We start from the raw sequence: 13,505 nt of genomic DNA, 5'->3' as shown, positions 1-13,505 counted from the left end.
GGTGAGCGGACCGTTCCGGAACCAGAGGGGCCCTGGTCTTGCGCCGCCCCGTTCATAGGTCCTTAATGGGGTCCATGAGTAGGGATCGTTCCGTGAAGGCTGCAACGCCTGGCCCCATTGAGGCGGGGGACGGCCGGCTGGCCCGCGGAGGGATCTTCGCCCTGCGGGCAGGGGTGGCGTTGCTGTGGATCCAAAACGCCGCCTGGAAGGTGCCACCGGATTTCGGTGAACGGGAGAACACCGGACTTTACTTTTTCACCCGCTTCGCCGTTGACTATCCCGTTTTTCCGCCCTATGCAGCGCTCGTTGAGAATGTGGTGCTGCCCAATCTTCCGTTTTTCGGGTGGATGACGCTGCTGGTTGAGGCGGGGCTTGGCGCCTTCCTGCTCATCGGTTTTGCCACACGCCTCTGGGCGGTCGTCGGCGTATTCCAGTCGCTGGCGATCACCCTGTCCGTTCTTAACGCCCCGAACGAATGGCACTGGTCCTACTACCTCATGATCCTGGCCCACATCGCCCTGTTTGCCACCGCGGCAGGTCGCGCCTACGGGGTAGACGGAGTCCTCCGGCCCCGCTGGGTGGAATCCACCGGGCGCGTCGAAAAAGTCCTCGCGAGGCTGTCATGACCCGGCGCCGCGTCGATCTTCCCGTGCTCACCCTGGGCGGGGCCGCACTCTTGGGCTCTGCGTTCACGTTCTCCAGCGGCGGACCGGCGCAGATCGAGTTCATCCACATCCGGGGTGCGGGTCTTGTGCTGCTCCTCATCCTCGGAGTTGCCGCGGTTGTCGCCGGGATTCTGCGCGTGCGCGGCCTGGCGGTCGTGTCCGGGGCGGGATTCGTCGCGGCCGCGTTGCTTCAGCTGCTGCAGGCCGACAGGAGCGTCAACTGGCTCGACGGAGATGGCTCCACCGTGGCTCTGATGGGCGGTCTGGGGATCGGGCTGCTGGCTGTCACGCTCACGCCGCGCCCCTCGGCAGACGCAGTTTCCGTACCTACAGCCCGGAAAGGGACTAACCATGATGAATCTGACCGCGCGGCTTGATCCGGTGCTCGCCGTTGCCGGCGCCAATGCCCGCGACGTGGACGCGGCCGCCCGGTTCCCCACCGAGGCCGTCCATGCCCTGCGCGAATCCGGGTTGCTCGGGCTGACCATGCCGCAGGACGCCGGGGGCCTGGGCGGAGGACCGCACGAACTGGTCGAGGTCTTGAGCGCACTGGCCGGCGCCTGCGGGTCCACGGCGATGATCTATCTCATGCACATCAGCGCCGTGATGCCCGTTGCGGCCGCACCACCGGCGGGATTGCCGGGCGTTGTCGCGGATATGGCAAGCGGCCGGGCTCTGGCTTCGCTGGCGTTCTCGGAGCCAGGATCCCGGTCGCATTTCTGGGCACCCGTCTCACGGGCGCGGCAGAATGATGCCGGCGTGCTGCTCGACGCCCGGAAGAGCTGGGTGACCTCGGCCGGACACGCCGACGTGTACCTCGTCTCCACGCGGACCGCCGCGGCGGACACCGTGGACCTGTACGCGATACCGGCCGGCCATCCCGGCGTCGAAGTGTCCGGGGAATGGCGCGGCATGGGACTGCGGGGCAACGCCTCAAGCCCGATGACCTTCGCGGGCGAAGTACCGGAGGAGAACCGGGTCGGGGCGGCCGGCGGCGGGATGGACCTGATGCTGCAGACGGTGCTGCCCTGGTTCAACCTGGGCAACGCGTCGGTGTCGGTGGGGCTGTCCCGCGCCGCTGTCGAGGCCGCAATCCATCACACCAGTGCCGCCCGGCTCGAACACCTCGGGGAAAGCCTGGCGGCGCTGCCCACCGTCCGCGCCCGGCTGGCGAAGATGTCGATCGAATTGGCCGTCACGACGGCCTATCTGCACCAGGCTGCCGGCCGGCTTGCGGAGCCACGCGATGACACGATGCTGCACGTGCTGGGCGTCAAGGCCGCAGCCAACGACGCCGCCCTGAGTATCACCGATGCCGCGATGCGCGTCTGCGGCGGTGCGGCGTTCTCCGAGCATCTTCACATTGACCGGTACTTCCGTGATGCCAGAGCCGGCCACGTGATGGCCCCGACGGCAGATGTGCTGTACGACTTCTATGGAAAGGCCATCACCGGGCAGCCGCTCTTCGACAGCCCCTCCGCCGCAGTGAATGCGCCGGCGTGAGCGCCCCGCTGCTGGTGGGTTCGGTGGCGTACACCCCCACCGTCGTCACTATCTGGGAAGGAATCCGGGACTACTTCGCCGGGACACCGGCCGAGATGGATTTTGTGCTGTTCTCCAACTATGGGCGCCAGGTGGACGCGCTGCTGGACGGGGTCATCGACATAGCGTGGAATACCAACCTGGCGTGGGTCCGTACCGTCGCCCGGACCGAAGGCGCGTGCCGGGCGCTGGCCATGCGGGACACGGACGCCGCCTTCCGGTCTGTTTTTGTGACCCGGGCTGGCACCGGTCTGGCAGGTCTGGAGGGCCTTCGCGGCCGCCGCCTGGCACTGGGGTCCCGGGACTCCGCCCAGGCCGCGATCCTGCCGGTCCATTTCCTGGCCACGGCCGGGCTCGGCGACGGAGCGGTGGATCTGCTGCGGCTCGACAGCGACGTCGGAAAACACGGCGACACCGGCCGAAGCGAACTTGATGCCCTGCGGGCCGTCCTAGATGACAGCGCCGACGCCGCCGCCATCGGTATCAACACCTGGGAGGCGATCGGCCGCGATGAGCTGATGCCGGGGGCCTTCGAGGCGTTGTGGGAGTCGCCCGTCTACAGCCACTGCAACTTCACCGCGCTGCCCGCGCTGTCGGAGGAACGCGCCACGGCCTGGGTGGAGCACCTGTTCGCGATGGACTGGGAGAACCCGGCGCACCGGCCGATCCTGGAAATGGAAGGACTCCGTCGCTGGGTAGCCCCCCGGCTGGAAGGCTACGAGACATTGTTCGAGGCCGTCCGCGAGCAAGGCATCGGGCCCCGATGGTAAATCCCGTCCTGATCCTGGAACTCCTGGAACGGATCGCCGCCGTGCCCGCAGGCTCCACCGTCACCGTGCCGCTTGGCTCCGCTGACCAGGAGGAGGCAACGCCAACAGTGGCCGCCTGGTGCCACCGGACCGGCAATGAACTCGTCGGCGTCCGCGACGGTGCCGTCACCGTCCGGCGCGGCCGCGCCCCCGCCCCGCGCACGGCAGTGGAGGACGGGCGGCTGCCCGGGACCCGGCTGTGGATGTATACAAACTTCGACTGCAACCTGGCCTGCGACTACTGTTGCGCGAGGTCCTCACCACAGACCGCCCGGCGCGCCCTCGGACTCGACCGCATCCGCCGGCTGGCGGCGGAGGCTGTTGCATCGGGCGTGAGCGAACTCATCCTGACCGGTGGTGAGCCATTCCTGCTGCCGGACCTTGACGGGCTCGTCGCCGTCTGTACGACGGCGCTCCCGACCACGTTGCTGACGAACGGGATGCTTTTCCGCGGGCACCGGCTCGAACGGCTGCGCCGGATGGACCGCAGCAGGCTCACTCTGCAAATCAGCCTTGACTCCGCCACTCCGGACGGTCATGACAGCCACCGCGGCAAAGGATCGTGGCAGCGAGCCGTTGCCGGGATCCGGATTGCCCAGGACGAGGGCTTCCGGGTGAAGGTCGCGGCCACGCTGCCTGCCGCTCAAAGCCACGAACTCGAGCCGTTCCACGAGTTCCTCGACGCGCTCGGTATCGACCCCGTTGACCAGGTCATCAGGGCACTGGCGCACCGAGGCAACGCCGACGCGGGCATCGAATTAACCATTGAATCGCTGATCCCCGAAGTCACGGTCACCGCCGAGGGTGTCTACTGGCACCCGATCGGAGCCGATGACACGGACCAGCTGATCACCGCGGAGATCTTCCCCCTGGCCGCGGCCATCGCCGAGGTGCGCCGGCGGTTCACCGACCAACGGGCCCGCGCCGACGCCGCCAGCCAATGGTTCCCCTGCGCCTGAGCGCACCTGACATCACCAGATGCTGACACGCTCCGCGGCCGGCATCCACATGCCGTCCTGCCCGGCGGTGCCGAAGGCCTCGTGGAACGCGTCAAGGTTCCTGGCGATCTGGTTGGTGCGGAATTCGTTGGGGGAATGCGGGTCCGTGGCCAGCCGACGGATCGCTTCCTCAGTGCGCATGACCTGCCGCCAGCCCGCCGCCCAGGACGCGAAGAAGCGCTGGACACCGGTCAGGCCGTCCAGGACCGGCGGCTCCTGGCCATCGAGGCTGATCAGGTAGGCCTTGTACGCAATTGTCAGGCCGCCGAGGTCGCCGATGTTTTCGCCGAGGGTCAATTTCCCGTTGACGGTGTGGCCGGGGGCGGCGCTGGGGGAGAGCGCCTCGAACTGGGCCACGAGCTGTGAGGTCAGCGCCTCGAAGGCGGTGCGGTCATCCCCTGTCCACCAGTTGCGGAGCAGGCCGCTGCCGTCGTACTGGGAGCCCTGGTCGTCGAAGCCGTGGCCGATTTCGTGGCCGATCACGGCGCCGATGCCGCCGTAGTTGACGGCGTCGTCGGCGTCGGCGGTGAAGAACGGCGGCTGCAGGATGGCTGCCGGGAACACGATCTCGTTCAGCAGTGGGTGGTAGTAGGCGTTGACGGTCTGCGGCGTCATCAGCCATTTATCCCGGTCCACGGGCTTGCCCACCTCGTCAAGGTGGCGGTCGACGTCGGCGCTGTGGGCGCGCTCCACGTTCCCCAGCAGATCGGACGGGTCGATGTCGACGGCCGAATAGTCGATCCACTTGTCCGGGTAGCCGATTTTTGCCCGGAAGGAATCGAGCTTCCTGAGCGCCTCGAGCTTCGTTTCCGCGCCCATCCAGGCGAGACCGGTGATGGATTCGCGGTACGCCTCGATCAGGGTGCCGACAAGCGAGCGCATCCGGGCCTTGTGCGTTTCCGGGAAGTGCCGGGCGACGTAAATCTGGCCGACGGCCTCGCCGAGGGCGGCCTCGACGACTGCGACGCCGCGCTTCCAGCGGTCCCTGTTGCGCGGTGTGCCGCTGAGGGTGGTGCCGTAGAAGGCGAAGTTTGCGTCCACGAACGCGGCGGGAAGGTACGGGGAGGCGGCGCTGATGACGCGCATTGCGAGCCATTCCTGCCAGACGGCCAGGGGCTCCGTGTCCAGCAGGGAGGCGGCACCGGCGAAGAAATCGGGGGTGCTCACCACGAGTTCGGTGCGTTTCTCCGGCGCGACGGCGGCGGCGTCGAACCAGGTGCTGAAGAGCGGGAAGAGGTGCGATGCCTCGTCGGCGGTCTTCAGATTGTACGTTTTCTGCGGATTGCGCAGGGTGACGTTGTCCCAGTGGTGTGCGGCCAGGGCGGTTTCCAGCGCCACGACGCGGCCGGCCGCGCCGTCCGGATCGGTGACGCCGGCGAGCTCGAGGACCGTCTTGACGTGTCCGCGGTAGGCCTGGACCATTGGCGCGAACTTCTCTTCGCGGTAGTAGGACTCATCCGGCAGGCCGAGGCCGCCCTGGCCCGTGTACAGCAGGATCCGGTCCGGGTTGCCGGCGTCGGGGGCGGGATAGATGGAGAAGAGGCCGGCAACGTCGGCGCGGAACAGCCTGCCGGCCAGGGCCATGAGCCCGGCAACGGATTCTGTGGCGAACACGTCGGCGAGCCGTCCCCGGATCGGGTCCAGTCCCTTGCCCTCGACCGAGGCCTCGTCCATGAAGCTGTTGTAAAGGTCCCCGATCTTCTTTTCTATCCCGGTGGATTCCGTGCCGCGGCCGGCAGCGTCCTCGATGATCTCCTTCACCTGCTGCTCCGAGCCGTCCCGCAGCGCGGTGAACGTCCCCTCCAGGGGCCGGTCATCCGGAATCTCCGTGTTGTTGAGCCAGGTGCCGTTGACGTGCCGGTACAGGTCGTCCTGCGGCCGCACGCTGGAGTCAATATTGGACAGGGCGATTCCCGAATGCGGCACGGATTCTCCTTTGAGAGGCGTCCCGTCAGCGCAGAAAACACTGTTACGGGGCTGCACGATGGACGTTACGAGGTCTGACTCCTTCATCCTACGGCCCGTGTTACTGTGAAAAGGTGCGCGCAGAACTGCTTCTTCTTAGCTGCCGCGGCGAGGCCTCAGACGCGATCTAGCGCAAGGCCCACCCTCGCTGCGGAGTCTGTGTTGCCCGGCCACCCTTTCACCAGGAACGATAGAAAAGGCCCCGATTCTCATGCGAAACGCACAGCAGCCCTCAGGAATGCCCGTCCACCGCTACGTCCCGTTCCAGGACATGATCACGGTGGAACTCCCGGACCGGACCTGGCCGGACAAGGTCATCACCAAAGCGCCGCGCTGGTGCGCCGTGGACCTGCGTGACGGCAACCAGGCCCTGATCGACCCCATGAGCCCGGCCCGCAAGATGAAGATGTTCGATCTGCTGGTCCGCATGGGCTACAAGGAAATTGAGGTCGGCTTTCCGTCAGCATCGCAGACCGACTTCGACTTTGTCCGGCAGCTGATCGAAGGCAACTACATCCCGGACGACGTCACCATCCAGGTGCTGACCCAGGCCCGCGAGCACCTGATCGAGCGGACCTACGAATCGCTGGTCGGCGCCAGGCAGGCAATCGTCCACCTCTACAACTCGACGTCGGTCCTGCAGCGCCGGGTCGTCTTCAACCAGGACGAAGACGGCATACTGGACATCGCGCTGCAGGGCGCACGCCTGTGCAAGAAGTACGAGGAAACCCTCGCCGAGACTCACATCACCTATGAATACTCGCCGGAATCCTTCACCGGGACCGAGCTGGAGTACGCCGTCCGGGTCTGCAACGCCGTCGCCGACGTGTTCGAGGCCTCCGCCGACAGCCAGGTGATCATTAACCTGCCGGCCACCGTCGAAATGGCAACTCCCAATGTGTATGCCGACTCGATCGAGTGGATGAGCCGGCATCTGCACCCGCGCGAGGGCATCATCCTGTCCCTGCACCCCCACAACGACCGGGGCACCGGCGTCGCCGCGGCCGAACTGGGGTACCTGGCCGGTGCGGACCGGATCGAAGGCTGCCTCTTTGGCAACGGCGAGCGGACCGGCAACGTGGACCTGGTGACCCTGGGCCTGAACATGTTCGTCCAGGGCATCGACCCGATGATCGACTTCTCTGATATCGACGACATCCGCCGCACCGTGGAGTACTGCAACCAGCTGCCTGTGGCTGAGCGCTCACCCTACGGCGGTGACCTCGTCTTTACCGCCTTCTCCGGCTCGCACCAGGATGCGATCAAGAAAGGCCTGGAAGCTTTGGAGAGGGACGCCGCTGCTGCCGGCAAGGGCGTCGCCGACTTCACCTGGCAGGTCCCGTACCTTCCCGTTGACCCGAAGGACCTCGGCCGCAGCTACGAGGCCGTCATCCGGGTGAATTCCCAGTCCGGCAAGGGCGGTGTAGCCTACCTGCTGAAGAACGAGCGGAACCTGGACCTGCCGCGCCGCGCCCAGATCGAGTTTTCCGGCGTTATCCAGAAGCAGACGGACCTGGTGGGCGGCGAGGTCAGTGGTGCCCGGCTCTGGCAGGTCTTCCAGGACGAGTACCTGCCCTCCGGCTCCGCGGACCAGCAGTGGGGCCGCTATGCGCTCGGCGCGGTGAGCACGGAGTCGGACGAAGACGGCACGATGACGCTGCACGCCGCCCTGAAGATCGACGGCGCCCAGGTCCGCCGCACCGGCACCGGCAACGGTCCGATCGCGGCCCTGCTGGCCATCCTGCGCGAAGACGGCGTCGACGTCCGTGTGTTGGACTACAGCGAACACGCGCTGTCCGAAGGCGGCAGCGCCCTCGCCGCCGCCTACGTCGAAGCTGCCGTGGGGGAGCGTGTCCTGTGGGGCGTGGGGATCGACGCCAACACGTCCACGGCGTCGCTGAAGGCCGTCATCTCGGCCGTGAACCGTGCCATCCGGGACGCACGCGCCTAAGCGGTGAGCCAGCACTGCGCCGCCGGGTTCTCGGTCGGCGCAATGCTGCTTCCCGCAATGGCAGCGTTCCACTCAAAGACAGTGCGAAGATTGACCGTGGCACAACCATCTTCCTTTGCAGCCCGCGCCTACCGCGACGACGCCGTCGTGCTGCGCACCCATAAGCTGGGCGAGGCGGACCGCATCATCACGCTGCTCACAAAACACCATGGACAGGTCCGCGCCGTGGCCAAGGGAGTCCGCCGCACGAGCAGCCGATTCGGCGCCCGGCTCGAGCCCTTTATGGTGGCAGATCTCCAGCTGATTTCCGGCCGGAGCCTGGATATCGTCACCCAGGCTGTCGCCAAGGGCGCGTACGGCAGCAACATCGCCGCAGACTACGGCCGCTACACGGTGGCCGCTGCCATGACGGAGACCGCGGAGAAACTCACGGACGTCGACGGCGAATCCGGCACCGCCCAGTACAACCTGCTGGTGGGCGCCCTGGCTTCGTTGAGCCGCGGCGACCATACCCCGGAACTTATCCTCGATTCGTACCTGCTGCGCGCCCTTTCCACCGGCGGCTGGGCGCCGAGCTTCACGGACTGCGCGCGCTGCGGTGCCCCCGGGCCGCACACCGCGTTCTCGGCACCGCTAGGCGGCATGGTGTGCGCGGAGTGCCGGCCGCCGGGGTCCCCGGCCCCCGCCGCAGAAACTGTCCTGCTGCTCGGCGCTCTGCTGACCGGGGACTGGACGACGGCGGACGCCTCGGCCCCGGTACACCGCCGCGAATCCGCCGGCCTGGTGTCCGCCTATCTGCAATGGCATCTGGAACGTGTCCTGAAGTCCCTCAAACATGTGGAGCGTACCTGACTGTGGCCTTGGGTAAGAAGAAAAATCCGGTCCGGCAGCGGAGCGGCCCGCCGGTGCCGCCCTACCCGCACCCCTCCGGAGCCGCGCCCCCGGCCATTCCTGCGGAGTTAATCCCGCGGCACGTCGCCATCGTGATGGACGGCAACGGCCGCTGGGCCAACCAGCGGGGCCTGCCTCGGATCGAAGGCCACAAGGCGGGGGAGCCGGCGCTGCTGGACGTCGTGGCCGGTGCGATCGAACTCGGCATCGAGTATGTCAGCGTCTACGCGTTTTCCACCGAAAACTGGCGCCGCTCGCCCGAGGAAGTCCGCTTCCTGATGGGATTTAACAAAGATGTGCTACGACGCCAGCGGAACCAACTGGACGGGTGGGGCGTCCGGATCCGCTGGTCCGGGCGGCGCCCCAGGCTCTGGGGCTCGGTGATCCGCGAGCTGGAGGAAGCCGAGGACTTCACCCGGGGCAACAGCACCTGCACATTGAACATGTGTGTTAACTACGGCGGACGCGCCGAGATTGCCGATGCCGTGTCCGCCATTGCGGCGGAAGTGGCGGCCGGACGGCTCAGGCCCGGAGCCATCACCGAGAAGACCATCCAGAAGTATCTGGACGAACCCGATCTCCCGGACGTGGACCTTTTCCTGCGCAGCTCCGGCGAACAGCGGCTCTCCAATTTCATGCTCTGGCAGTCGGCCTACGCCGAATTCGTCTTCCTGGATACGCTCTGGCCTGACGTGGACCGGCGCACATTGTGGGACGCCGTCGAGATCTATGCCCGGCGGGACCGCCGCTACGGCGGGGCTATCGACGAGGCCCCCGACGGCGGCCCGGCGGCCTAGAACGGGCCTAGCACCAGGGGCGGCAGGCCGGCCACGAGCCCCCTGGGGAACGTCAGCCCCAGGGAGTCAGCCGGGGTACAGGCGCAGCCAGAGCACAAGATCGTCGTAGGCCTCCTGGCGCACCGCGAGGCGGGAGAGGAAGACATCGTGGAGGGCCTGCGGGTAACGGAAGACAGCCGCGCGGCGGCCCAGTCCAAGCGCCCGGCGCGCCGTCTCCTCAACGTCGATTACGGCGTCGGCCCCGGTGATTTCTTCGGACCATTCGGCCTGGATCCGGGTGCGCCCGGACAACATCACCAGCACCGGTGACGTGATGTCGAGCCGCCGTTCCACGGCCGCGTGGCCGGCCATCACCGCCTTCGTCCAGCCGGGCCTGATGGGGAAAGACGTCCTTGGCCGCCACCCGGGATTCACGGTCCATTCACCGTGCGCCGTGTCGCTGACGCACTCCCAGTAGCCCGGCATACCCGGCAGCAGGAACGGCCGCCGGGGGTCTGCCCGCGCCAGCGGTTCCACCAGATGCATGGCGATGTTCCGGATCAGGCTGCTGCCCTGTAATTCCAACCAGGGGGCGTTGAGGATCAGGGTGCCCAGCCGGCCGGGGTGGCGGTCAGCCCACAGTGCCGCCACCAGGCCGCCGAGGGAATGCGCCAGCAGATGCACCGTCGGCGGGCGGGAGCGGCCGGTGCGGAGGGCGACGTCAGCACCGATGGCGGCCAGCGCGGCGGCGATGTCCTCGTCGTAAACGGCCAGGTCGGTCATGTAGCCGGGGGTCTGCCAGCCGCGGAGGCTGCGCCCGAACTTTCGCAGGTCCAGGGCATAGAAGTGGAAGCCGCAGGCAACCAGATGGTCGGCGAGTTCGGCCTGCAGGAAATAGTCAGCCCAGCCGTGCAGGTACAGGACCACCTTCTCCGGCGCCCCGCGCTCAGAAGCGCGCCGGCCGTTGCCCGGCGCCGGCGGGCGCCGGCCGTCCGGGCCGAAGAAGCGGTGCAGGGCCGAGAAGATCCTGTCCACGGGACTCGCTGCCGCCGTAACCGGCGTCCGTTCCACTTCCCCGTCCCCGCCTCCACCCGAGGCGGCATGCCGCACCAGGGTGGCGACCACGGGCCCCTCGTCGTCGGGAATTAGGGGCAGCTCCAGGAACTCGAACCGGCTGCCCAGCACGTCCTCTTGCCACCGGGGAGCGGCCGACGGAACGGTCATGTGGTCCCGCCGTCGGACGGTACATAGGCCCGAAGCCACCGGGCCAGCCGGGCGTAGGCATCCGCGCGGACGCGCGGTGCGGACAGGAACACGTCGTGCAGGGCGCCATCGATCCGTTCCAGGGTCACCGTGCGGCCCAGGCCCAGGGCCCGCAGCGCAATCGTGTTCACATCCAGGACCGCGTCGGTGCGCCGCATGGAGTCCTTCCAGAACATTCCGTTGGCGCTGGCCCCGGAGATCAGGACGAGGATCGGGACGTCAATATTCAGCCCGCGGGCCACCCTGGCCTGGCCGGTGAGCACAGCACTGAGCCAGCCGGCCCGGACGGGAAAGGCGCGCGGCGGTCGGTAGCTGTCGTCGAGGGTCCACTCGCCCTCGGCCGCGCTGCTGATGCTGCGCCAGTAGAACCCGCGTTCCGGGAGGCGGATGACGGACTCGGGCCGGAAGCGGGCGAGGGGTTCCACCATGGTCCGGGCTGCGCGGCGGACGGCCGGGCTGCCGTGCATTTCGAGCCAGGGGCTGTCGAGAACCAGCTGCGACACCACGCCGGGATGCCGGCTGGCCCACAGCGCGGCAATCAACCCGCCGGTGGAATGCCCCATCAGCGTCACCGACGGCGGGACGGCGGTCGGGTGGAGCGATCGGATGATGCCGATCGCGGCGGTGATCTCGGCGTCGTAGTCGGCCAGATCCGCCACATAGCCGCCGTGGGTGCCCGGCCGCAGGCTCCGCCCGTGATCGTGCATGTCCAGGGCGAAGAACTCGAAGCCCTGCCCGGCCCAGAACTCCGCGAGTTCCACGTTGAAGAAGTAGTCGCTCCAGCCGTGCAGGAACAACACAGACCGCAGCGGTCCGGGCCTGCCCGGCCCGGTGCCGGGCTGCACCGGCGCGGTCCTGTCCGGCCCGGTGCCGGGCTGCACCGGCGCGGTCCTGTCCGGCCCGGTGCCTGTCCCGTTGCCGGGTTGCAGCGGTCCGGGCCCGGTGCTACTGCCGGTGTCCGGGAGACGACGCACCAGGGTGGCGGTCCGCTCAAGGCCGTCGGGGCCCGCCGCCCGGAAGGCGCACGCCTCGAAGTCGTCCCCGAGGATGTCGGGTTCCCATTTCATCGCCGAAACCTAGATCGCCGCCGCCGCGGCACGGCCGGCAGCAAAGAGTCCGGGCATCTGGTCCAGTACCGCGGCGCGCGGGCCGGCAGCATGGGCCCGGGCCGCGGACACCGGATCGGTAAGCCCTGCGCCGGCAACAGTGGCACCGGCCTCGATCAGGGTGTTTCCCGCCCCCTGGGGTCCCGCGTCCGGGGATATAGCGTCGCTGGTCATGGCTTCATGCTAGCGCCCGGCGGGGAGCGGGTTTGGTCTGGACCGCCGGAACCGCAAAACTGGGACCATGCGCGTATATCCGACTTTCTTCCGCCTGGCCTTCTCATGGATGGACGCCGAACGCGCCCACAAAATCGGATTCAGGGTCATTCGCCTCGTCCATAGCTGCGGCGCCGGGCGCATGCTGCAAAAATTTGCTGCCCCGGCAGTTTCGCTGCAGACCCAGGCCTTCGGCCTGACCTTCCCCTCGCCGTTCGGGCTGGCCGCAGGGTTTGACAAGGAGGGCCTCGGCATCGAGGCCCTCACCGACCTCGGCTTCGGGCACGTGGAAGTCGGCACCATCACCGGCCAGGCGCAACCCGGCAACCCGGGCCCCAGGCTCTTCCGCCTCATCGAAGACCGGGCCGTCATTAATCGGATGGGCTTCAACAACGACGGCGCCGCCACGTTGGCGCCCCGGCTGAAATCAGCCCGTGCCGCCCTGCAGCGCCACTATCCCGGCGTCCGCCCGGTCATCGGGGTCAACATCGGCAAGAGCAAGGTCGTGGAGCTCGAGGACGCAGTGGCGGACTACCTCATCAGCGCCCGGAGCCTGGCCCCCGCCGCCGACTACCTCGTTGTTAATGTCAGTTCCCCCAACACGCCCGGGCTCCGGCTCCTGCAGGATGTTCAGGCGCTGCGCCCGCTGCTTGCGGCGGTGGGGGAGGAGGCGGACAAAGCCGCCGGACGGCATGTGCCGCTGCTCGTCAAGATCGCGCCGGATCTCAGCGACGAGGACCTCGACGACGTCGCTCGCCTGGCGCTGGACCTGAACCTGGATGGCATCATCGCCACCAACACGACGACCGCCCGCACTGGGCTCGTCTCCAGCCCCGGGAAGGTCGGGGCGTGCGGGGCCGGCGGACTCTCCGGGGCGCCGCTGAAGAAGCGTTCACTCGAGGTGCTGGCCCGTCTCAGGGCTGCAACCGGCGGCGCACTGACCTTGGTCTCCGTGGGCGGCGTCGAAACGGCGCAGGACGTCCAGCAACGGCTTGAGGCCGGCGCCACCCTGGTGCAGGGCTACACGGCCTTCCTTTACGAAGGACCCTTCTGGGCCGCCCGCATTAACCGGCAGCTCGCAAAACACCCGTCACGGCGCTAGCCGCATCCGCGTTCCCTCGACGCGCAACGTTCCCTGCGACGCGCGAAATGCCTGACGACTCCGGAATTCCCGCGTCGTCAGGCATTGTGCGCGTCGCGGGGCGATCTGCGTAGCGTGAGGGTTTAGGCGCAATGCCGTTCGGTTAAGGGCTGGGGGCGGGTGTCAAGATCCTCGTGCTGAGTGTCGCCGGGTACGTGCGGCGGTCGATATCGCGTTCCTTGGCC

Annotated in this window: 13 protein-coding genes; 9 read left to right on the top strand and 4 right to left on the bottom strand. The window is 67.9% G+C overall.

Annotation, left to right across the window (positions count from 1 at the left end):
* Window positions 1-92: 92 nt before the first annotated feature.
* The 5 genes from RCH07_RS03400 to RCH07_RS03380 are packed head-to-tail and all read left to right on the top strand — an operon-like array spanning window position 93 to window position 3,975.
* A complete protein-coding gene (locus RCH07_RS03400; RefSeq protein ID WP_326966066.1) occupies window positions 93-626 on the top strand; it encodes a DoxX family protein in 534 nt (177 codons plus the stop codon).
* Window positions 623-1,042 carry an Rv1678 family membrane protein gene (locus RCH07_RS03395; protein WP_326966065.1) on the top strand — a complete coding sequence of 140 codons (420 nt, stop codon included), beginning with the start codon at window positions 623-625 and terminating at the stop codon, window positions 1,040-1,042. The genes RCH07_RS03400 and RCH07_RS03395 overlap by 4 nt, the downstream gene beginning before the upstream one ends.
* Window positions 1,017-2,168: an Rv1679 family acyl-CoA dehydrogenase gene (gene fadE16 / locus RCH07_RS03390; RefSeq protein WP_326966064.1), complete on the top strand. Its 1,152-nt coding sequence runs from the start codon at window positions 1,017-1,019 to the stop codon at window positions 2,166-2,168. Before RCH07_RS03395 ends, fadE16 begins: the two co-directional genes overlap by 26 nt.
* Complete coding sequence (locus RCH07_RS03385; protein WP_326966063.1) at window positions 2,165-2,977, top strand: Rv1680 family SBP-like protein; 813 nt, start codon at window positions 2,165-2,167, stop codon at window positions 2,975-2,977. Before fadE16 ends, RCH07_RS03385 begins: the two co-directional genes overlap by 4 nt.
* Entirely contained in the window at window positions 2,971-3,975 is a 1,005-nt protein-coding gene (locus tag RCH07_RS03380) for an Rv1681 family radical SAM protein (RefSeq protein ID WP_326966062.1), read from the top strand. The genes RCH07_RS03385 and RCH07_RS03380 overlap by 7 nt, the downstream gene beginning before the upstream one ends.
* Before the next feature lie 12 nt (window positions 3,976-3,987).
* Here the strand turns inward: RCH07_RS03380 and RCH07_RS03375 are convergent, their stop codons facing one another.
* Window positions 3,988-5,940, bottom strand: a complete 1,953-nt coding sequence (locus RCH07_RS03375; RefSeq protein ID WP_326966061.1) for a M13 family metallopeptidase — start codon at window positions 5,938-5,940, stop codon at window positions 3,988-3,990.
* A gap of 250 nt (window positions 5,941-6,190) precedes the next feature.
* Between RCH07_RS03375 and leuA the strand changes: the two genes are divergently transcribed.
* From leuA to RCH07_RS03360, 3 genes are read left to right on the top strand one after another with little or no spacing between them, the layout of a single operon-like run.
* Window positions 6,191-7,930 carry a 2-isopropylmalate synthase gene (leuA, locus tag RCH07_RS03370; protein ID WP_326966060.1) on the top strand — a complete coding sequence of 580 codons (1,740 nt, stop codon included), beginning with the start codon at window positions 6,191-6,193 and terminating at the stop codon, window positions 7,928-7,930.
* A 57-nt stretch (window positions 7,931-7,987) separates the two neighbouring features.
* A complete protein-coding gene (gene recO / locus RCH07_RS03365; RefSeq protein ID WP_442784768.1) occupies window positions 7,988-8,782 on the top strand; it encodes a DNA repair protein RecO in 795 nt (264 codons plus the stop codon).
* Between the two features lie 2 nt (window positions 8,783-8,784).
* Complete coding sequence (locus RCH07_RS03360; RefSeq protein ID WP_326966058.1) at window positions 8,785-9,618, top strand: isoprenyl transferase; 834 nt, start codon at window positions 8,785-8,787, stop codon at window positions 9,616-9,618.
* A 66-nt stretch (window positions 9,619-9,684) separates the two neighbouring features.
* Here RCH07_RS03360 and RCH07_RS03355 read toward each other — a convergent pair whose 3' ends face one another.
* From RCH07_RS03355 to RCH07_RS03345, 3 genes are read right to left on the bottom strand one after another with little or no spacing between them, the layout of a single operon-like run.
* Window positions 9,685-10,821, bottom strand: coding sequence for an alpha/beta hydrolase (locus RCH07_RS03355; RefSeq protein WP_326966057.1), 1,137 nt, complete (start codon window positions 10,819-10,821; stop codon window positions 9,685-9,687).
* Complete coding sequence (locus tag RCH07_RS03350; RefSeq protein WP_326966056.1) at window positions 10,818-11,927, bottom strand: alpha/beta hydrolase; 1,110 nt, start codon at window positions 11,925-11,927, stop codon at window positions 10,818-10,820. The genes RCH07_RS03355 and RCH07_RS03350 overlap by 4 nt, the downstream gene beginning before the upstream one ends.
* Before the next feature lie 9 nt (window positions 11,928-11,936).
* Window positions 11,937-12,140 carry a hypothetical protein gene (locus RCH07_RS03345; protein WP_326966055.1) on the bottom strand — a complete coding sequence of 68 codons (204 nt, stop codon included), beginning with the start codon at window positions 12,138-12,140 and terminating at the stop codon, window positions 11,937-11,939.
* Window positions 12,141-12,207: 67 nt separating this feature from the next.
* Here RCH07_RS03345 and RCH07_RS03340 point away from each other — a divergent pair, with 67 nt between their 5' ends.
* Entirely contained in the window at window positions 12,208-13,281 is a 1,074-nt protein-coding gene (locus RCH07_RS03340; RefSeq protein WP_326966054.1) for a quinone-dependent dihydroorotate dehydrogenase, read from the top strand.
* The last annotated feature ends 224 nt before the right edge of the window (window positions 13,282-13,505 follow it).

This window comes from Arthrobacter sp. CG_A4, from assembly GCF_035985125.1.
Taxonomy (GTDB): domain Bacteria; phylum Actinomycetota; class Actinomycetes; order Actinomycetales; family Micrococcaceae; genus Arthrobacter.
The sequence above is the reverse complement of the archived record's forward strand: the minus strand, read 5'-3'. Positions and strand labels throughout refer to the sequence as shown.

Coding starts and splice junctions, on each gene's coding strand:
- RCH07_RS03395 (WP_326966065.1), top strand. CDS start 623: ATGACCCGGCGCCGCGTCGATCTTCCCGTGCTCACCCTGGGCGGGGCC.
- fadE16 (WP_326966064.1), top strand. CDS start 1,017: ATGATGAATCTGACCGCGCGGCTTGATCCGGTGCTCGCCGTTGCCGGC.
- RCH07_RS03380 (WP_326966062.1), top strand. CDS start 2,971: ATGGTAAATCCCGTCCTGATCCTGGAACTCCTGGAACGGATCGCCGCC.
- leuA (WP_326966060.1), top strand. CDS start 6,191: ATGCGAAACGCACAGCAGCCCTCAGGAATGCCCGTCCACCGCTACGTC.
- recO (WP_442784768.1), top strand. CDS start 7,988: ATGGCAGCGTTCCACTCAAAGACAGTGCGAAGATTGACCGTGGCACAA.
- RCH07_RS03355 (WP_326966057.1), bottom strand. CDS start 10,821: ATGACCGTTCCGTCGGCCGCTCCCCGGTGGCAAGAGGACGTGCTGGGC.
- RCH07_RS03350 (WP_326966056.1), bottom strand. CDS start 11,927: ATGAAATGGGAACCCGACATCCTCGGGGACGACTTCGAGGCGTGCGCC.
- RCH07_RS03345 (WP_326966055.1), bottom strand. CDS start 12,140: ATGACCAGCGACGCTATATCCCCGGACGCGGGACCCCAGGGGGCGGGA.
- RCH07_RS03340 (WP_326966054.1), top strand. CDS start 12,208: ATGCGCGTATATCCGACTTTCTTCCGCCTGGCCTTCTCATGGATGGAC.